The 17,628-nt window shown below is 70.5% G+C and carries 18 protein-coding genes and 1 pseudogene; 8 read left to right on the top strand and 11 right to left on the bottom strand.

What is annotated here, in order from left to right:
* Positions 1 to 178 precede the first annotated feature (178 nt).
* Both JIG36_RS38095 and JIG36_RS38090 read left to right on the top strand, forming a co-directional pair.
* The gene (locus JIG36_RS38095) at positions 179 to 949 is read left to right on the top strand and encodes an FHA domain-containing protein (protein ID WP_203381311.1); all 771 of its coding nucleotides are present in this window, start codon (positions 179 to 181) and stop codon (positions 947 to 949) included.
* A 9-nt stretch (positions 950 to 958) separates the two neighbouring features.
* Positions 959 to 1,213 (top strand): hypothetical protein, encoded by a 255-nt coding sequence (locus JIG36_RS38090; RefSeq protein ID WP_203381310.1) that lies wholly within the window; start codon positions 959 to 961, stop codon positions 1,211 to 1,213.
* Here the strand turns inward: JIG36_RS38090 and JIG36_RS38085 are convergent.
* The 4 genes from JIG36_RS38085 to JIG36_RS38070 form a co-directional block, all read right to left on the bottom strand.
* Positions 1,210 to 2,424: an MFS transporter gene (locus tag JIG36_RS38085; protein ID WP_203381309.1), complete on the bottom strand. Its 1,215-nt coding sequence runs from the start codon at positions 2,422 to 2,424 to the stop codon at positions 1,210 to 1,212. The genes JIG36_RS38090 and JIG36_RS38085 overlap by 4 nt on opposite strands.
* Positions 2,421 to 2,885 carry a MarR family transcriptional regulator gene (locus JIG36_RS38080; protein ID WP_307873072.1) on the bottom strand — a complete coding sequence of 155 codons (465 nt, stop codon included), beginning with the start codon at positions 2,883 to 2,885 and terminating at the stop codon, positions 2,421 to 2,423. Before JIG36_RS38080 ends, JIG36_RS38085 begins: the two co-directional genes overlap by 4 nt.
* Positions 2,886 to 2,904: 19 nt before the next feature.
* Positions 2,905 to 4,119 (bottom strand): GAF domain-containing sensor histidine kinase, encoded by a 1,215-nt coding sequence (locus tag JIG36_RS38075; protein WP_203381308.1) that lies wholly within the window; start codon positions 4,117 to 4,119, stop codon positions 2,905 to 2,907.
* Positions 4,120 to 4,220: 101 nt separating this feature from the next.
* Positions 4,221 to 4,691: an Lrp/AsnC family transcriptional regulator gene (locus JIG36_RS38070; protein WP_203381307.1), complete on the bottom strand. Its 471-nt coding sequence runs from the start codon at positions 4,689 to 4,691 to the stop codon at positions 4,221 to 4,223.
* Positions 4,692 to 4,811: 120 nt separating this feature from the next.
* Here JIG36_RS38070 and ald point away from each other — a divergent pair, with 120 nt between their 5' ends.
* The gene (gene ald, locus JIG36_RS38065) at positions 4,812 to 5,927 is read left to right on the top strand and encodes an alanine dehydrogenase (protein ID WP_203381306.1); all 1,116 of its coding nucleotides are present in this window, start codon (positions 4,812 to 4,814) and stop codon (positions 5,925 to 5,927) included.
* A 54-nt stretch (positions 5,928 to 5,981) separates the two neighbouring features.
* Here the strand turns inward: ald and JIG36_RS38060 are convergent, their stop codons facing one another.
* Complete coding sequence (locus JIG36_RS38060) at positions 5,982 to 7,037, bottom strand: aldo/keto reductase (protein ID WP_236049057.1); 1,056 nt, start codon at positions 7,035 to 7,037, stop codon at positions 5,982 to 5,984.
* A 241-nt stretch (positions 7,038 to 7,278) separates the two neighbouring features.
* Between JIG36_RS38060 and JIG36_RS38055 the strand changes: the two genes are divergently transcribed.
* The 4 genes from JIG36_RS38055 to JIG36_RS52705 all read left to right on the top strand — a co-directional run bounded on the left by JIG36_RS38055 (position 7,279) and on the right by JIG36_RS52705 (position 10,552).
* Positions 7,279 to 7,650 carry a hypothetical protein gene (locus tag JIG36_RS38055; protein ID WP_203381305.1) on the top strand — a complete coding sequence of 124 codons (372 nt, stop codon included), beginning with the start codon at positions 7,279 to 7,281 and terminating at the stop codon, positions 7,648 to 7,650.
* A gap of 74 nt (positions 7,651 to 7,724) precedes the next feature.
* Complete coding sequence (locus JIG36_RS38050) at positions 7,725 to 8,495, top strand: DUF6082 family protein (RefSeq protein ID WP_236049056.1); 771 nt, start codon at positions 7,725 to 7,727, stop codon at positions 8,493 to 8,495.
* Complete coding sequence (locus JIG36_RS52710; RefSeq protein ID WP_307873071.1) at positions 8,473 to 9,516, top strand: hypothetical protein; 1,044 nt, start codon at positions 8,473 to 8,475, stop codon at positions 9,514 to 9,516. The genes JIG36_RS38050 and JIG36_RS52710 overlap by 23 nt, the downstream gene beginning before the upstream one ends.
* Positions 9,473 to 10,552 carry a glycoside hydrolase family 15 protein gene (locus JIG36_RS52705; protein WP_307873070.1) on the top strand — a complete coding sequence of 360 codons (1,080 nt, stop codon included), beginning with the start codon at positions 9,473 to 9,475 and terminating at the stop codon, positions 10,550 to 10,552. Before JIG36_RS52710 ends, JIG36_RS52705 begins: the two co-directional genes overlap by 44 nt.
* Positions 10,553 to 10,650: 98 nt before the next feature.
* Here the strand turns inward: JIG36_RS52705 and JIG36_RS38040 are convergent, their stop codons facing one another.
* From JIG36_RS38040 to JIG36_RS38025, 4 genes are all read right to left on the bottom strand, one after another.
* Entirely contained in the window at positions 10,651 to 11,235 is a 585-nt protein-coding gene (locus JIG36_RS38040) for a hypothetical protein (protein WP_203381303.1), read from the bottom strand.
* A 27-nt stretch (positions 11,236 to 11,262) separates the two neighbouring features.
* Entirely contained in the window at positions 11,263 to 11,667 is a 405-nt protein-coding gene (locus tag JIG36_RS38035; RefSeq protein ID WP_203381302.1) for an SRPBCC family protein, read from the bottom strand.
* A gap of 18 nt (positions 11,668 to 11,685) precedes the next feature.
* Entirely contained in the window at positions 11,686 to 11,868 is a 183-nt protein-coding gene (locus JIG36_RS38030) for a hypothetical protein (RefSeq protein ID WP_203381301.1), read from the bottom strand.
* A 362-nt stretch (positions 11,869 to 12,230) separates the two neighbouring features.
* The gene (locus JIG36_RS38025) at positions 12,231 to 13,574 is read right to left on the bottom strand and encodes a ferredoxin reductase family protein (RefSeq protein ID WP_203381300.1); all 1,344 of its coding nucleotides are present in this window, start codon (positions 13,572 to 13,574) and stop codon (positions 12,231 to 12,233) included.
* A gap of 1,640 nt (positions 13,575 to 15,214) precedes the next feature.
* Between JIG36_RS38025 and JIG36_RS52700 the strand changes: the two genes are divergently transcribed.
* Positions 15,215 to 16,387 (top strand): D-alanyl-D-alanine carboxypeptidase family protein, encoded by a 1,173-nt coding sequence (locus tag JIG36_RS52700; RefSeq protein ID WP_307873069.1) that lies wholly within the window; start codon positions 15,215 to 15,217, stop codon positions 16,385 to 16,387.
* 61 nt (positions 16,388 to 16,448) lie between these two features.
* Here the strand turns inward: JIG36_RS52700 and JIG36_RS38015 are convergent, their stop codons facing one another.
* Together JIG36_RS38015 and JIG36_RS38010 are read right to left on the bottom strand one after the other, a co-directional pair.
* Complete coding sequence (locus JIG36_RS38015) at positions 16,449 to 17,288, bottom strand: SCO6745 family protein (protein ID WP_236049053.1); 840 nt, start codon at positions 17,286 to 17,288, stop codon at positions 16,449 to 16,451.
* Positions 17,289 to 17,482: 194 nt separating this feature from the next.
* Positions 17,483 to 17,628, bottom strand: a pseudogene (locus JIG36_RS38010) (IS30 family transposase); the annotation flags it as partial.

The raw sequence follows: 17,628 nt of genomic DNA, 5'->3' as shown, positions 1-17,628 counted from the left end.
CGGGTCGCGTCACTTCTCTGAGTCGAGTTGGCGACAGAATCGTCACTCTCGATCTTCCTGGCGGGCATTTTCCCAGCTCAGCCCCTTACACACGGTGACGAAGATCGAATTGACCGGTATGCGTGAGCCCGGTCTACGCTGCGCCTCGGCTTGGCGGTCGTCGAGGAGGACACGGGCCATGAGTGGTATCACCGGTGGGGTCCTGGTGAGCTACGGCGGGCAGCGCTGGGCGCTGCGGCCGGGCGATTCCCTGACGATCGGCCGCGGCCAGGACTGCGACCTGCGGCTCGCGCCCGACGAGATCTCGCGGCACGCGTGCCTGCTGCGCGTCGGGTCCGACATGGTGGTCGTCCTCAACCAGTCGGAGCAGAAGCCGCTGGCGATCCGGCCCCCGGCCGGCGAGGACGAGCGCGTCGCCCCGGGCAAGGCCGGCACCTCGGTGGGCCGTCCCGTCTTCGACGTGGTGTTCGCCGGGCGCGACGACGAGCCGGTGAGCGTCCGGGTCGACGCCGGTGGCCTGCTCCACCCGGCGCCGGTGGTCCCCGACCCGCGCGAGCCACCGACCCGTGGCGCCGAGGACCGCGACCTGGTCGGCCATCGCGCGCTGAGCCTCGGCGGGCGCCGGGCCGGACGGGACAAGGCAGCATTGCTCACCCCGTCCCAGCGGCGGGCGCTGATCGCCCTCTGCGAGCCGCTGCTGACGCGCAACGGCGACGACGCCCGGCCGCGGACCACCGGCGAGATCGCGGCCCGGCTCGGGCTCACCCACGACTACGCCCGCAACGTCGTCAAGGAGGTCCGGGAACGGTTGTCGGCGGCCGGAGTGCCGGGGCTGCTGTCACCGGACGTACGGGTCGATCTGCGGCTCGCGCTCGCCCGATGGGCCGTGGAGTACGGCGCGGTCACCCGGGCCGATCTCGGCGATCTGCCGCCACGGAGGCTGGGATGACCGAGCCGGATGGTCCACGACTGGGACGAGCCGGCCGGCCTCAGCTCGTGGGAGGGTGCCCAGTATTTCGGCCAGGGCAACGAGTCGTCCGGGCAGCGCTACGAGGTCCGGCTGAGCGTGGTTCCGATGAGCGCGGCCACAGACTTCCACGAGGGGCGCAGCGACCAGTACGGCGTGGAGCCGGCCGAACTGGGAGCGGTCCTCGACACCGTGCTGGTCGACCGCGTGGACGGCGAGGCCCCGACCACCTGCACCGGCCGCTAGCGACTCTTGAAAGCGCGGAGCTGCGGTGTGGACAGTGCGATCAGGCCGGTCGCCAGCAGAGCGGTGACGCCGCCCAGGGTCAGGGCCGCGCCGCCCGAGGTGGCCGCCGCGACCAGTCCCGAGCGCAGGATGCCGATCTGGGGGCCCGCCACGCCCACGATGTGTTCCAGGGAGGAGATACGGCCGCGGTAGCCGGGCGGGGTCACGGTCTGGATCACCGTGCCCCGCGACACCACGGCCCAGGTGTCGGCCCCACCGGCCAGGGCCAGCAACGCCAGGACCAGCAGCAGGCTGCCCGTCACCCCGGCCAGGCCCAGGGCGACGGCCCAGATCGCGCCACAGATCAGCAGCAGGCGGCCGGGACGGGTCTGCCGGGTGGCGAAGCCGGAGAGGATCGAGGCGGCGACACCGCCGACCGCGACCGCGGTGGTGAACAGGCCCACGATCTCGGCCCGGCCGCCGAACCTCTCGGTGTTGAGCACCAGGAACAGGCCCACCGGCATTGCGAGCACGGTGGCGGCCAGGTCGGCCAGCAGCGCGCCGCGCACGGTGGGGGTCCGCACCGCGTACGAGAGACCGGCCGCGACCGCCCGCCAGCCGGGCGCGCCGGAGTCGGCCGGCCCGCCGGAGGGCAGCCCGGCCAGCCCGGCCAGCGCCGCCACGAAGGTGAGGGTGTCGAACGCGAGGCACCAGCCGACCCCGGCGACGGCGGTGAGCCCGCCCGCGAGGGCCGGGCCGAGCAGCATCGCGACCTGGAACGAGAGCCCGTTGAGGGCCAGCCCCGCGGCCAGGCGGTCCCCGGTCAGAAGGGCGGGCACGAAGGTCTGGCGGGCCGGGCCGACCAGGGCCGACAGCGATGACTGAACGGCGACCAGCAGGAGCATGGCCGGCACGCCCCCGGCATCGGTGAAGGCGACGACCGTCATGGCGGCGGTCACCACGATCTCGGCCGCGGTGCAGTTCAGGGCGAGGCGGCGCCGGTCGACGTGGTCGGTGAACCCGCTGCCGGCCAGGGCCAGCACGATCAGCGGCACCGCGGTGACCAGCCCCACGAGGCCGAGGGCGGCGGCGCTGTGCGTGCGGTCGTAGATGTAGAAGGTGACGGCGAAGGCCCCGAACTGTCCGCCGAGCCCGGAGGCGGTCGTCCCCAGCCAGAGACGGCGAAACGTGCGGTTCTCGCGCAACGGCCGCAGGTCGGTCAGGACCCTCACGGCAGCTGGGAACGCAGGCGCTCGGCGAAGGGACGGGCCTCCAGCAGCGCGCGGAGGTCGGCGGTGACCTGGCTGAGGGCGTACGGGAGCTCGGAATCCAACTGCCGCACGGTGGCCTCGGTCGCCCTCCACTCGTCGACGAGGAACGGCATGATCTCGCGGGCGCGGGCCGACAGAGCGATTTCCCGCGTACGGGCGTCAGCTCCGACGGCGCTCTCGGCGAACCCGGCTCTGATCATGGCGGCGGCGGTCTGGCTCATGGCCGAGTGCGACACGCCGCGGCGCTGGGCGAGCTGCCGGATGGTCATCGGCCCGAACCGGTGCAGGGCGATGAGCGGCCCGACGAACCGGGTGCGCATGCCCTCGATGCCGGCGTCGGTGTAGAGCGCCGCGATGTCCTGGTCGAGCTCGGCCAGCAGCGCGTGCAGGTCGCTCCAGTGGTTGCTGTCGAGAAGGTCCACCGGAAAAATGTAACAGCGCTTATAGAATTTCGGTGACCCGAGGCAGCTCGACCACGACGGTGACGCCCCGGCCCGGCTCGCTCTCGATGCGGATCGATCCGCCGTGGCTGTCGACGATCGCCTTGACGATGCTCAGCCCCAGGCCGGCGCCCTGCACCTCGCGGCGTTCGGCGTCGGCCGAGCGGCGGAAGGGCGCGAGCACCCGCTGCTGGTCCTCCGCGCTCATCCCGATCCCGGTGTCCCGCACGACCAGCCGCGCCATGTCACCCGAGGCCGTCGCGCCCACGGTGATGCCGCCACTGGTGGTGAACTTGACCGCGTTGAGCACGAGGCGTTCGAGCACCTGGATGAGCCGGGCCTCGTCCGCCTCGACCAGCACGGGCTCGGGCGCCTCGGCGGTGATCTCGAGGCCCCGGGAGTGGGCCAGTGTGCTGTTGCGGACGACCGCGGCCCGGGAGAGCTCCGCGATGTCCATCACCCGCTTCGAGAGGCGGAGCTCGGCCTGCGCGGCCAGCAGCATGTCGTCGACCAGCGCCATCAGCCGGTCGGAGTTGCGCCGGATGCGGGTCAGGAACTCCTCGCCCGTGCCCGGCTCGAGGCCGTCCTCGGCCAGCATCTCCAGATAACCGTTGATCGAGGTCAGGGGCGTACGGAGCTCGTGGGTGACCCGCGAGATGAACTCGTCCTTGATCCGGTCGGCGTCACGCAGCCGCTCGTTGGCCGCGTCCAGCCCGCGGGCGTACTGGCGCAGTTCGAGCTGGGCCATGACGTGCCGGGCCAGCGTCCGCAGCCCCTGGCTCTCGGCCGGGGTGAGCAGGCGCGGCTCGTGGTCGATGACGCACAGGCTGCCCAGCGGCTCGCCGGTCGAGCTGATCAGCGGGGCGCCGGCGTAGAAGACGATGTTGGCGTCGCCGGTGACCAGCGGGTTGTCGCGGAAACGGGGGTCGAGGCGGGCGTCCGGCACCTGCATGACCTCGTCGGAATACATGGCGTGAGTGCAGAACGAGTGCTCGCGCGAGACCTCGCAGACCTCGATGCCGACCTGCGCCTTGTGCCACTGGCGGTCGGCGTCGATCAGCGAGACCGCGGCGATCGGGGTGCGGCAGAGCTGGGCGGCGAGCACGGCGATGTCGTCGAAGTCGCTCTCGGGCGCCGTGTCGAGCACGCGGTAGTTGCGCAGGGCGGCCAGACGCCGCTCCTCGGCGGCGCGCTCCGCGACCAGTGTGTCCGACATATCCCGTGTCCTTCACAAGTGAAAGGGCTACATCCCGTCACGGGTGAACGGTCGGCTGACCGGCGCCGGGGCTGAGCAATGGGCCGGGTGCAGGGCGGTGATCAGGAGTTGCCTCGCCGGTGCTCGAAGATCAGGTACGTTTCCGTGCCGGCGATCAGGCGGGTGCCGCTGAGGCGCTCGGTGATCACTTCGCGGAGGTCCTCGACATCGACCGTCGCGACGTGCAGAAGGAAATCGTACGAGCCGGAGACGAAGTACACGTCGCGAACGGCGGGAATGCCGGCCAGCGACTCGGCGAACTTGCCGATCGCGTCGCGCGACTCCGAGCGGATGCGCACCGCGATCATCGCCTGGATGGGACGGCCGATCCAGGCCGGGTCGACGTCGGCGTGGAAACCACGGATCGCGCCGATCTCGCGCAGCCTCCGGATGCGGGTGAGGCAGGTGCTCGGCGCGATGCCGACGCGCTCGGCGAGGGCGTTGTTGGGCATGCGGCCGTCGACCTCGAGCAGCGCCAGCAGCTCACGGTCGGTGTGATCAAGAGCTCGAAGATCCTTCGGTACGTCGGTCAATTCGCCCCCACTGCTGGCATCTTCTTCTGTTCACATCGTCTGCACAGAATCTTATGCGGTCGCATTGCGTTCAAACAGCACATCGTTTCACGCTGATGTCAACGACGAAGGGATGACGTCATGCACATCGGTGTGCCGGCAGAGATCAAGAACCACGAGTACCGGGTCGCGATCACCCCCGCGGGTGTCGCCGAGTTCGTGCGCCGCGGCCACGACGTGCTCATCCAGGCCGGCGCGGGCGTCGGCTCGGCCATCACCGACCAGGACTTCATCGCCGCCGGCGCCGAGATCGTGCAGGACGTCGACACCGTCTGGCGCCGCGCCGACCTGCTGCTCAAGGTCAAGGAGCCGATCGCCGCCGAGTACCACCGGCTGCGCGCGGGCCAGGTGCTGTTCACCTACCTGCACCTCGCGGCCGACGCCGACGGCACCAAGGCCCTGCTCGCCAGCGGCACCACCGCCATCGCGTACGAGACGGTGCAGCTCGCCGACGGGTCGCTGCCCCTGCTGGCCCCGATGAGCGAGGTCGCCGGACGGCTCGCCCCGCAGGTCGGTGCGTACAGCCTCATGCGCAACTCGGGCGGCCGCGGCGTGCTCCCCGGCGGGGTTCCGGGCGTCAGCCCGGCCAAGGTCGTCGTCATCGGCGGCGGCGTCTCCGGCGTCAACGCGGCCACCATCGCGCTCGGCATGGGCGCCGACGTCACCGTCCTCGACCTGAACATCGCGCGGCTGCGCCAGATCGACGCCCAGTTCGGCGGCCGGGTCAAGACGCTGGTCTCGTCCTCGTACGCCATCGAGCAGCAGGTGATCGAGGCCGACATGGTGATCGGCGCGGTGCTCGTGCCCGGCGCCAAGGCCCCCACGCTGGTGTCGAACGAGCTCGTGAAGCGGATGAAGCCGGGCGCGGTGCTCGTCGACATCGCGATCGACCAGGGCGGCTGCTTCGAGGACTCGCGCCCCACCACCCACGAGAACCCGGTCTACAAGGTGCACGAGTCGGTGTTCTACTGCGTGGCCAACATGCCCGGGGCGGTACCCAACACCTCCACGTACGCCCTGACCAACGCCACCCTTCCGTACGCGCTGCGCCTGGCCGACCTGGGCTGGAAGGACGCGCTGCGCGCCGACGCCGCCCTGGCCGCCGGCCTGAGCGTGCACGACGGCCAGCTGACCAACGCGTCGGTCGGCGCCGCGCTGGGCCTCCCTTCGGTCGAGATCGACTCCGTTCTCGCCTGACCCAGCACGGTGGAGGGCCGCCCCGGCGTCGGGGCGGCCCTTTGACGTCTTCTTCTACAGGTGCCGCTGGATCTGCGTCAGGTCCGCAGCACTGAGCCGGTCGGAGCTCGTGTTGCGCTGGTGCCAGAACGGGTAGCGCAGCGGCTCGCCGCTCACGTCGTCGAGCGCCTTGACCTCGTCCGCGGTCAGCTCCAGATCGGCCGCGGCCAGGTTGTCGCGCAGCTGGTCGGGCGTGCGCGCCCCCACGATCAGCGAGGTCACGCCCGGCTTCTGCGCGATGTAGGCGAGCGACACCTGCGCCGCCGACACCCCGTGCGATTCCCCGATCTTCACGGCGACCTCGATGGTGTCGTACAGCTTGTCCTCGTCGGCGATCGGCGGCTCGCTCCACTCGGAGAGGTGCCGGCTGCCTTCCGGGGCGGTCACCCCGCGCCGGTACTTGCCCGAGGTCAGGCCACCCGCGAGCGGGCTCCAGACCAGGATGCCGACCCCTTGGTCGACCGCGGCCGGCACGATCTCGGCCTCAATGTCCCGCGAGACCAGCGAGTAGAACACCTGCGTGCTGGCGAAGCGCTCGATCTGCCGCGCGTCGGAGATGCCGAGCGCCTTGACCATCTGCCAGGCCGCATAGTTGGAGCAGCCGATGTAGCGCACCTTGCCGCTACGAACAAGATCGTCAAGCGCGGTCAGCGTCTCTTCCAGCGGAGTGTGCCCGTCCCACTCGTGCACCTGGAACAGGTCGATGTAGTCGGTGCCGAGCCGCCGCAGGCTGGCCTCCGCGCCCCGGATGATGTGGTGCCGCGACAGACCGGCGTCGTTCTGCCCGTCCCCCATCGGCATCCGCACCTTGGTCGCGATCAGCACGTCGTCGCGCGAGTCACCCAGGGCCTCGCCCAGAATCTCCTCACTGAGCCCCGCCGAGTAGACATCAGCGGTGTCGATGAGGTTGACCCCAGCATCCTTGGCGATCGCGATCTGCTCCCGCGCCCCCGCCACATCGATCTTGCCAACCGGAGAAGCCCACCCGGTGCCGCCGAACCCCATGGTGCCCAGAGTGAACGTAGAGACCCTCAGGCCGGTGCGGCCGAGCTGCCGGTACTGCATCGTCATTCCCTCTTTCTCAACCCATCGGAAGCGCTTCGACCAGCCTTACCCGCCCACTCGCAACTGTCCACCGGAACGGTCCGGGCTCAATGTGATCTTGAACTGGCACCACACGACAAACCTACGAATCTAACTCTCCAAGGGCACATATCACTAAATCTGTCATATATAGGACACTACGGTCACTGTCACGACGCCCGAACGTTGGCCAGACGCCGCCATCAATCCGAACCCATAGGAACCAGCTGTGTCACCGAAGATGCACACCAACGGCGCCCTACCCACCTCGCCGATCGATCGTCGCTTGGACAGGCGGCACGCGGACTGCTCCAACAACATCACCTGCCCCGCGGTCTTCCGGCTGCAGGACGGCAACTTCGCGATCATCGGCACCAACCGCACCGACGAACTCCAAAATCATCTTCCGCCCGGCTCCGGCGTGGCCGACTACGAGCGCATTGTTGTCATCCCCAAGGCAGTCATGCTTGCTGCGGTGAGAACTCTCTTGTGGAGCCTGTTCGCGGCCGCGGTAGCACTATCACTGTTCACGGTACTGCTGTCGCCCATGGCACGGGGAAGCCACATGCCGACGACCCAGTGGCACCACTCACGCCCTTGAACCGGAGCCCTCATCGTCGCCTACCGGGATTCACTCATTGAGGCCGGCTGTGGTGCGCCGGGCAACCATGCTTCATGAGGAGAATTCACCGGACTGGATGGCAGCGTCGGGCTCTCACACTTGTTGCGGCGGCCGGACTCGGCGGCTTCCTTGCATTGATCGTCACGTCGCCCCGACTGCTGGGTTCACTGATCGGCCGGTCTGAGGACTGGCACCAGCTCTCCGAGGTCGGACAGGCATATGGCGGGATCTCCGCCATCCTGTCCGGCCTCGCATTCTGCGGCATCGCCGGTTCTCTGCTGCTGCAGTGGCGCCAGGTACGGCTCACGCAGACGATGGTGTTACGGCAACGCCACTTCGAGCTGTCGATGATCGCGATCGACGACCCCCGCATGGCTGTCCCGCTTCAAGCTGGGAAGCCGGACGTCGAGGCCCGCCGCCTGATGGTCCTCAACCAGTGGGTCGCCTACTGGTCGACGCTGTGGGAGATCGGGAACATCGACCCGCCCACGCTCCGGTCCCTCTTCGACGGTGTCTTCCGGGAGGACCTGGCCATGGACTGGTGGTCGGTCGAGGGTGCGAACTGGTTTGCGAGCCCGCGTCTCACCAAGCGCCAGCAGCACTTCCTCACGATTGCGAGCGAGGCCTACCAAGCAAGGCTGGTGTCGAGGCCGGCGAAAACGACTGCCGTCCCCGCCCCGGCGCGGCAGCCGGTCGACCTGGAGTTTGCGGTGCGGAGCCGGTTCCTGTCGTTCCGGGTCAAGCTCGTGTCGCCGGGACGCTCGGCCCCCGTTCTTCCCGGACGGATGCGATCTAGAAGCCGTGGGAGTAGACCCAGGGGATGACGCCATTGATGCCTGTCGTGCTGGTGGCCGCTATGGGGCTTGCGCCCCTGCCGGGTGGTGGGGTGCGCCGGGAGCTCCTGGGGTTGATCAGCAGTACCTGCCGGCGTCGAAGTCGGGGCTGCTGACGTCTCGTACGGCGGTCAGCAAGGTCTGGGCCACCGTGCAGCGTCAAGGTGGTCTTGGGGAAATCTTCTACCCGACCATCGGCGAGCCCGGCGCGCGAGCCCTGGAGTTCGTGGTGACGGGCCGGGGTGGGGTGGCGGCGGCGCGGAAGGTGAGCACCGAGCGGGTTGACGGGCTGCGGTTCCGGCAGGTCTTCGACGGGGACGGGTGGCGGTTGACGGCCGACTACGTCACCGATCCGGCGCGGTCGACGGTGCTGGTCGACCTGGCGTTCGGTGGGGGTGGTGGGCACGGGCTCTACGCCGTCTATGACCCGGCTCTTGGGAACTCGCGTGGCGGCGATGCGGGGCGCAGCGTCGACGGTGGGCTGGTGGCGTCGGACGGCGGGGTGGCCAGTGCGCTGGTGGGAAACTTCGCGGGCACGTCCAGTGGGTTCGCGGGGGTCAGCGACGGCCGTACGGATCTGCGGGACGGGCGGATGGACTGGCACTACCGGTCGGCGGCGGCCGGGAGTCTGGTGCAGACCGCCGAGCTGCGGACGAAGCACACGACGCTGGCCCTCTCGTTCGGCGGTGGCGAGGCCGAAGCGCTGGCCACGGCACGGGCCTCGTTGCGGGACGGCTTCGGGAAGGTCGCGGGCGATTACACGTACGGATGGAAGGGTTATCTGGCCGGGCTGAGCGAGCCGCCGCATGGGCTGACCGGCGCGCAACGGCGGCTCTGGACCACGTCGGCGCTGGTGCTCGCGGCGGCTGAGGACAAGACACATCCGGGTGCGTACGTGGCGGCGCCGGCCTCGCCGTGGGCATTCGGCACGGATGACCCGTCGGGGCCCTATCACCTGGTGTGGTCGCGTGACCTCTACCAGATCGCGACCGGGGCTGCTGGCCGCCGGTGATCGGGCGGGGGCGGAACGGGCGCTGCAGTTCCTGTTCGAGGTGCAGCAGAAGCCGGACGGCTCGTTCCCGCAGAACTCGCGCGTGGACGGAACGCCCGTCTGGGAGGGTCTGCAGCTGGACGAGGTGGCGTTGCCGATCGTGCTCGCCTATCAGCTCGGCGACGGCGGACATTGGAGCGGTGTCAGGAAAGCGGCGGACTTCCTGGTGGCGTATCCGCAAGCGCCGTTCACGCCGCAGGAACGCTGGGAGAACCAGTCGGGCTACTCCCCCAACACCATCGCCACCGCCGTCGCCGGGCTCGTCTGCGCGGCGGAGCTGGCGGTCAGGAACGGCGACACCGCCTCGGCGCGGCGCTATCTCACGACCGCCGACGCGTGGCGGGCGGCACTGAAGTCGTGGACCGTCACGACCAACGGGCCCTATTCGAGCCGGCCCTACTTCCTGCGGCTGACCAAGGACGGCAAGCCGGACGCGGGCACCACCTACGACATCGGGGACAGCGGGCCGACCGGTGTCGATCAGCGCCGCGTGGTCGATCCGAGCTTCCTCGACCTCGTACGGCTGGGGGTCCTGAAGGCCTCGGACCCGGACGTCGTGAACACGCTGTCGGTCGTGGACGCGCAGCTGGGGGTGCGGACGCCGAACGGGTTCTTCTGGCATCGGGCGTCGTTCGACGGCTTCGGCGAGAAGCTGGACGGCAGCCAGTGGGAGTACAACCTGCCCGGCGGGTCGCTGCTGACCCGCGGCCGGGCGTGGCCGCTGCTGAGTGGGGAGCGCGGCGAGTACGACATCGCGGCCGGAGACTTCGCGGCTGCCCGCCGGAACCTGGCCGCGATGGCTCGGGCCGCCGGGCCCGGGGGCATGCTTCCGGAGCAGGTGTGGGACCGCCAGGGGCCGGGTGCGCCGGGCACGCCGACCTTCTCGGCGACTCCGCTGACGTGGGCCCACGCCCAGTACCTGCGGCTGGCCCGCAACCTGGATGAGCGGCGGATCACCGAGCAGCCGGCGGCGGTCGCGGAGCGCTACCTGGACTGACACGCCCGCCGCGCACGTCGGCTCGGGCGTGTCAGCAGGCGGCGCCGGGCGTGTCAGGAAGCGGCGCCCGGGCGTGTCAGCAAGCGGTGCCGGGCGTGTCAGCAGTCGGCGCCGACTCGTACTTCCGCGCGTTCCTCACGGCCGTGGGCTCGGACGATCAAGTTGACGCACATGGGCTTCGGCACGTGGTAGCCGCCGGGAAAGGCCAGCCAGCCGGCGGCGCTCGGACAGGCCGGGACGGTGATCGTCGTGGCTTCCGGGCCGGGGCTGCCCCAGCCGATCGTCACGTCCTCGGTGGTGGCCGTCAGTTCGACCTCGGTGCCGGCCCGGACGAGCAGGCCGGTCTTGGCGAACAGGCGGCCCGGCTCTCCCGACCCGGCCGTCTGGAGCCGGCCGGTGGGCAGGGCGACCGCGTCGAGGACGAGGCGGTAGCTGTTGTCGGGCGGCCGTCCGCCGATGTCGTGTGCGCAGTCCACGCGGGTGCCCCCTGTCCCGCTTCCGGGCGTGCCGCCTGACCCGCGCCCGGGCGTTGCGCTCGCCCCGCTCCCGGGCGTGTCGGCCGGCGCGCTCGACCCGCTCCCGCGCGTGTCGGCCGACGCGCTCGACCCGTTTCCGGGTGTGTCGTCGGCTCCGGAGCAGCCGGCCAGCAGCAGGGCGCCCACCAGCGCCGCAACCATCCTCATGTTCGGGAAGACACCGCGCCGCTTGATCTAGTTCCCCTTCTCGAGGATGTCCTTGAGGCGGGCCAGGTCGGCCGTCACCGCCCCGGTGTCCCGCGCGAACGCCTCGTCCGACGTGCCCGGCGGGCGGCGCACCGAGAAGACGATCTCAGAGCCTTCCCCGTACGGGACCACGCGCACCGGATTGAGAACCTGCTCCCCGGTCTCCAGCGTCACGACGTGGTCGAGCACCCCGAACCCGTTCTTCGGAGCGAAGTCCACCTTCACGCGGCCCAGGACGTCCGACTGGACATACCAGGAACCGTCGACCTGCTCGACCGAACTGCCCAGCCCGGGCGCCCAGGTCGTCAGGTGGGCGGGGTTCGAGACGTACGCGTAAACGTCGTTGACCGGCCGATCGATGCGCTCGGCCACGTGCGCGGTATCCGTCGTCATGCCCCCGATCATTCCTTCTCAGGAGAAATGCCGCAGCCCGGGCCACATCTGATTCCACGGAGCGGGGAGCTGCCGGCAGACGTACGGGAAAGCCTCGGTCTCCTCGTTGCCGACGCCGGAGTTGTTGGAGAGGCGGCCGCCCCGCTCGCACCCGCCGAAGGTGGCGTCGACCTCACCGCTCGGCGCCTGCGAGACCGCCACGGCGATGGTCCTGTCGTCCGGCGGCGGGCCGAAGTTGGCCAGCTCGTTGTGGCCGCTGTAGACGTCCCGTACGCCGTAGCGGTCGGCGGTGCCATCATTCGGTTGTCCACAGAGGCTTCCGGCGGGGTTCGTGAGGGTCGGATTCGGCGCCTCGGCGGGACACCGAGACAGGCGACAACTCGACTGGCGATGAAGAACAGGGGTCGGGCGGTTGAGCAGGTTCGTGAGGGCACGCTCCTACCGCGATCACGGCTGAGCAGGTCGGCCCGAGCACGGACCGGCCGCCACCGCGACGAAGCGAGACGGTCCGGGCGCGGTCCACCGGTGATCGCGGCTGAGCCTGTCGGCCACGGGGAACGCTGTCAGGCGGCCAGGCGGAACAGCTCGGCGTGACGTTGCCGGGCGGGGACCCGCAAGGTGCGGAGACTGCGCAGCACCTCGTTGGTCATCGGGGCCGGGCCGCATACGTACACGTCGCGCTCGGTTATGTCGGGGACCAAGGCGAGCAGGTTGTCGGGACTGAACGGCTGGTTGCCCTCGGTGGTGCGGCCGGTCAGCAGGTGCAGGCGGGCGTTCCGCAGGCGGGCCAGGTTGCGGAGCTCGCCCAGGAGCACGGCGTCGGCGGGGGTGCGTACGCGATAAAGCACCACGATGTCACCGGCCAGCGTCTCGTCCTCGAAGAGCGCGCGGATCGGAGTGACGCCGATGCCACCGGCGATCAGCAGCGTGTCCTGGCGGGTGCGGGCGGCGGCGGTGAAGGCACCGTACGGGCCCTCGGCGAACACCCGCGTGCCGACCGGGAGCTCGCGCAGGCCCGCGCTCGTACGGCCGATCGCCTTTGCGGTCAGTCGCAGCGAGTGACCGTCGGGGGCGGCCGACAGCGACCACGGGTTGACCTGCCACCAGCGGTTGTGCCCGGGGAACCGCCACAGGAAGAACTGGCCGGCGCGGGCGTGCAGCTTGTGCAGGTTACGGCCGGTGATGTGCACCGAGACCACGTCGTCGGATTCGGCGATCACCGCGGCCACTCGCAGACGGTGGCGCAGGTTTCGCGCGAGCGGCAGGAACAGGCGGCCGGTGAGCAGCGCGCCGATGGCGAAGGTCCACAGGCCCCACCAGTACGCCTGGGTGAAGTTGTTGGTCTTGAAGGCGCTCCCCTCGTAGACCTGATGGATCACGCCGAGCACCACCACGATGTAGACGAGGAGGTGGATCGTGTGCCAGGCCTCGTACGAGAAACGCCGGCGCGCCGCCCGCACCGAAGTCACCGCGATGATCCCGACCAGCACGGCGGCGATCATGCCGAGCAGCACGGGCATCTGCTTGGCCAGGTTGGGGATCTCGCTCAGGAACGGGATCTTGTCGAATTGCGAGTAGCCCAGCATCACGAATGTCGGATGCAGCAGCACCAGCCAGAAGATGGTGAAGCCGGTCCAGCGGTGCCAGGCGGTGAGCCGGTCCATGCCGAGACGGCGGTCCAGGAAGGGCAGCCGGGCGATGAGCAGCAGCTGGAGCGCCATCACGAACGCGAGGTGCAGACCGAGAATCCGGCCGATCGACGTGAGCGTGTTGTGGGCCGGGGTCTTCGGGTTCGCCAGCATCAACTCGACAATCGCGAGGTTGAGCAGCAAAAAGACCCAGAGCAGCCCGTACGCGGTCACGGCCTGACCGGTGCGGCGGACGCGCGGTGGGGTTGCGGTGATCATCCGGCCCTCCCCGAGGTGTGAATCTTCTTTAGCGGGCGACCGGGTGATCGCGCAATCACTCACACGACAGGTGGACCCCCTTGGTTCAGGCCCGCCGTGCCGGAGTGGCGCGCCCCGGCGATACTTGCCCCTGCGCCCGGGCAGCCGGGCTGGAGGGAGCAGTAGTGACGCAGCCGGCCAAGCCGACCGACGAGACCCAGCAAATCCCCGCTCCGGCGACGGACGAGCCCACCGAGGCCATCCCCGCTCCGGCGTCGCCTGCTGCTCCCGCCCCGTCCATAGCGGTACCGGCCGGAAGGCCAGCTCAGAAGCCCTCGTCACCGGCTCCCACCACGAGTTCAGATGCCGGTCCGCGGGCGTCCGATCGTCCGGCTTCCGGGGGTACGGATCCACGCCCCGCCGCGGGTACGGTCGGCTCGCCCGACACGCGCCCCGGACCGGACGGCTCGCCGGGCGTGCGCCCCGCTCCGGGCGGCTCACCGGACACGCGTCCGGGACCGGGCGCAGGTCCCATTTCGGCAACGACTTCGGCGGCCGCCGACGATCCTGACCTCACGGCGCCCATCTCCGTTGTTCCCGGCCCGCCGGCACGAGAGGCGCAGACCGCAGCGCCCCCGAAACCGGCCCGGGCCGCGACGCTCGCTGATACACCCGCTCCACGCCCCCGCACGGCGAGAACGTCGACACCGGCCGAGGCTGACCGCCCGACAACACCCGAGCGAAAGTCGAGCGCTGACGGCCCGAGTTCACGGGATTCCGCGGGACCGAGCTCAGCCCGTACCTCAGACCCGCAGGACCCGGATGCCACCAGGGCCATCACTCTGAATCCGGCGAAGGAGGCGGATCGCACCCCACCGGCGACCGCCGAGGGCAAGCCGAAGGCCGGTGAGCAGGCTTCGGACAAGGCGGGATCAGGTGGGGCGGTCGCGGTTCCCGCTGAGCGACCTCCGGCTGATGGGGCTCCGGGTCGGATGCCCGTTCCGGCGCCCAGGCCGCCGGCCACTCCCACCTCGGAAAGCGCTCAGGCCGAACCTCCTCCGACGACCACGCCACCAGGCCGGGCCACGACTCCCCCGGCCTCCACGTCTGCTGGTGGGTCCAGGAGTGGCGGCCCCTCGGCTCGGTCTGGCACCTACGGGAGTCCGGCCCAGGCCCCCGGAACGTACGGAAGCACCGCACCTGCCCAAGGCCGTACGAGCGAAGCGCCGGCCCCAACCCAGGGGAACACGGCACCCCCGTCGCCTGGCACCTACGGCAGCGCTAAACCGGGGTCGCCCGGCCAGGGCCCGAAGGACGATCCGTCGGCGCGGGCGGGGATCTACGGGAGTGCGGCGCCGCAAGCGCGTGCCGGGGCAACGCCGGCGACCTATGGCTCGAAGGCGCCGCCTACGTCTCCTGGAACCTACGGGACTTATGGGAGTGCGGCGCCGGCACAGAGCCGCGGGAGTGGGCAAGCGGGGGTCTACGGGGGTGCGGCCCCGGCCAAGACGAGCGGCACCTACGGCGGCGCTGCGGCGGGCAGCGTTGTCGCCGGAGGGGGCGCGGCGGGCGGCGGAACCGGTGGTTCGGGCGTACGTGGTGCGGCTGCGGATGGCCGGCCTCGGCGTCGGCGGGGGCGGCTTGTCGGCGTACTCGTGGCCGTGGTTCTGCTTCTGGGGCTTGTGGGCGGCGGAGCCGGGGTTCAGCTCACGCGAGCGCTTCCGGTAGCCACTCTGGCCACCACGGTGGCGGCCAGCATGCGGATTCCGGGGGAAGCTCCGTCGCTGCCGTGGCCGGAACAAGGGTCGGCCGAGCTCATGATCGAAGGGCTGGGACGGCTCGGCGGGTCCGGCCGCGAGGATGCGGCGCCCATCGGGAGCGTCGCGAAGGTCATGACCGCGTACGTCATTCTTCGTGATCACCCGCTCAAGGGCGACGAGGAAGGGCCGAGCCTCACCGTGACCGCGGCCGACGTGGCCGACTACAACTCGCGTATCGCCAGCAACCAGTCGCTCGTGCCCGTACAGGTGGGCGAGAAGCTGACCGAGCGTGACGCCATCGAAGCCCTGATGCTGCCGTCGGCCAACAACATCGCTCACCAGCTGGCCATCTGGGACGCGGGGTCGGAGGCGGCGTTCGTCGACAAGATGAACGCGGCGGCGGACGAGCTGGGCATGACCGACACCAAGTACACCGATCCCAGTGGCTATCTGCCGACCACCATCAGTACGGCCTCCGACCAGGTGAAGCTCGGACGGGCCGCGCTCAAGATGGAGGTGTTCGCCGAGATCGTCGCGCTGCCCGACGCGCGGATCCCGGTCGCCGGGAAGATCCGCAACTACAACGACCTGCTCGGTGTGGAGGGGGTCTTCGGCATCAAGACCGGGTCGACCGACGAGGCCGGCGGCAACCTGTTGTTCTCGGCGTACCTCACGGTCGGCGGCCGCAAGCTCACGATTGTCGGGGCCGTGTTCAACCAGCCCGGCCTGCACACGCCGGAGCAGTTGGCCAACGTCAACCGCGAGGTGAAGGCCCTGCTCAAGGCGGTGCGCCAGACCGTGAAGCAGTACACGCTGCTGCCGGCCGATCCGGTGGGCGAGGTCCGCACGGCCTGGGGCGCGACGAGCACGGTCCGGCCCGTGAAGCCGCTCCAGGTGGTCGGCTGGCCCGGCCTGACGGTGCCGGTGAAGGTCACGACCTCGGCGCCGGGCGCGTCGGTGACCGCGGGGCAGGCGGTCGGTTCGGTGCAGGCTTCCGGCGTACGGGTCGACCTGCGCGCCGACTCCGCGACCGGTGACCCGTCGGTCTGGTGGCGCCTGACCCGAACCCCGTAGGAAGGCGCACCCGCACGGCCGGGTAGGCAGCACCCGCACGGGCTGGGAGCGGCCGCCGCCCTCACTGTGACCCGGCGGCAACCAGGGTCGCGGTGAGGGGCTCGAGTGCGGCGATCAGCTCGTCGAGCTCGCCGGGGGTGAGGGCGTCGTACGGCGGGGTGGCCAGCTCGTCGGTCAGGGCCTCGATGCGCTGCTGGGTCTCGCGGCCGGCGTCGGTGAACCGGCCGTCGGCGTCGATGAGCCCGCGCTCGCGCAGCCCGTCCATGACCGCGGCCAGCCGCTGCTCGGGCAGGTGGTGGATGCGCCCGAACGACTCCGCCGGGTAGATGCCGTGGGCCAGCGCGCTGATCACGTGCGCCTCGGTGCCGCCGATGCCCGCCCCGACCAGCGCGGCCACGTGGCCGTCGCCGCGGTGCTCACGCAGCATGGTCGCCGAGTGCCACAGCCGGGCCACCGGGTCGCTCGGCACGGCCAGGGTGCGCATCCCGGCGTACATGACCCGGCCGTTCGTGGGTGCGCTCGTCGCGGCCTTGGTGACCAGGTCGGCGGCGCGCCCCAGGCCGGCCGAGGTGGCCAGTTCGTCGCCCAGGATCCGGCGCAGCGAGGCGGCACTGCCCCGTTCCCGCGCCGCGACGGACGCCTCGGGCGGGATCTTCTCCCACGCGCTCGGGATGTGCCGGGCGGCCTCACCCTCGGCGAAGCTGTAGAAGGCCGCGTGCACGACCTGAGCCGGCACCCACCCCAGCGGCGCGGCCCGGCTGGCGAAGTAGCCGTCCCAGTAGGTGCGGTGCCCGAGCGCGGCCAGCTCCTCGTTGCACTCGTCAGCGAAGAACGTGACCAGACAGATCGGCTCCAGCAGCTCGAACATGCGGCGGGCCAGGCCTGGGCGGTCGATGAACATCGGGCGCTCCCCTCTCAGCGATCCTGCTTGCACGCCCTTCCAACGAACGGCTCACCCCGATTCCGACACCCGCAGCTCCCCGAAAGTGAATCTTGTCAGCCACCCCGCCGCTGCCTCCCGGATACGGCCCGCCAACAGCACCCTGGATATCTGGGTATACAGTTCCGCCCCCACCTCCCCCACCCTCGGCGGTTTCAGGGGGTCGTTGCAACGCGGTCGGTGTTGAGGAGTTTAGCGAGGCGTTCGGCGGGGGTGTCCCAGTCGAGGGTCATGCGGGGGCGGCTGTTGAGTTCGGCCGCGACCGCGGCTAGATGTTCGGGGTCGTGGGCGGCGAGGTCGG

Origin of the sequence: Paractinoplanes ovalisporus (genome assembly GCF_016834655.1) — a bacterium.
GTDB classification, from domain to species: Bacteria; Actinomycetota; Actinomycetes; order Mycobacteriales; family Micromonosporaceae; genus Actinoplanes; species Actinoplanes ovalisporus.
Note: the sequence above shows the minus strand (reverse complement) of the source record. Positions and strands in the feature narration are given on the sequence as shown.

Bases quoted from the DNA above. Each gene is read 5' to 3' on its own strand.
- JIG36_RS38095 (WP_203381311.1), top strand. From the start codon at position 179: ATGAGTGGTATCACCGGTGGGGTCCTGGTGAGCTACGGCGGGCAGCGC.
- JIG36_RS38090 (WP_203381310.1), top strand. From the start codon at position 959: ATGGTCCACGACTGGGACGAGCCGGCCGGCCTCAGCTCGTGGGAGGGT.
- JIG36_RS38075 (WP_203381308.1), bottom strand. From the start codon at position 4,119: ATGTCGGACACACTGGTCGCGGAGCGCGCCGCCGAGGAGCGGCGTCTG.
- ald (WP_203381306.1), top strand. From the start codon at position 4,812: ATGCACATCGGTGTGCCGGCAGAGATCAAGAACCACGAGTACCGGGTC.
- JIG36_RS38060 (WP_236049057.1), bottom strand. From the start codon at position 7,037: ATGACGATGCAGTACCGGCAGCTCGGCCGCACCGGCCTGAGGGTCTCT.
- JIG36_RS38050 (WP_236049056.1), top strand. From the start codon at position 7,725: ATGAGGAGAATTCACCGGACTGGATGGCAGCGTCGGGCTCTCACACTT.
- JIG36_RS38040 (WP_203381303.1), bottom strand. From the start codon at position 11,235: ATGAGGATGGTTGCGGCGCTGGTGGGCGCCCTGCTGCTGGCCGGCTGC.
- JIG36_RS38035 (WP_203381302.1), bottom strand. From the start codon at position 11,667: ATGACGACGGATACCGCGCACGTGGCCGAGCGCATCGATCGGCCGGTC.
- JIG36_RS38025 (WP_203381300.1), bottom strand. From the start codon at position 13,574: ATGATCACCGCAACCCCACCGCGCGTCCGCCGCACCGGTCAGGCCGTG.
- JIG36_RS38015 (WP_236049053.1), bottom strand. From the start codon at position 17,288: ATGTTCATCGACCGCCCAGGCCTGGCCCGCCGCATGTTCGAGCTGCTG.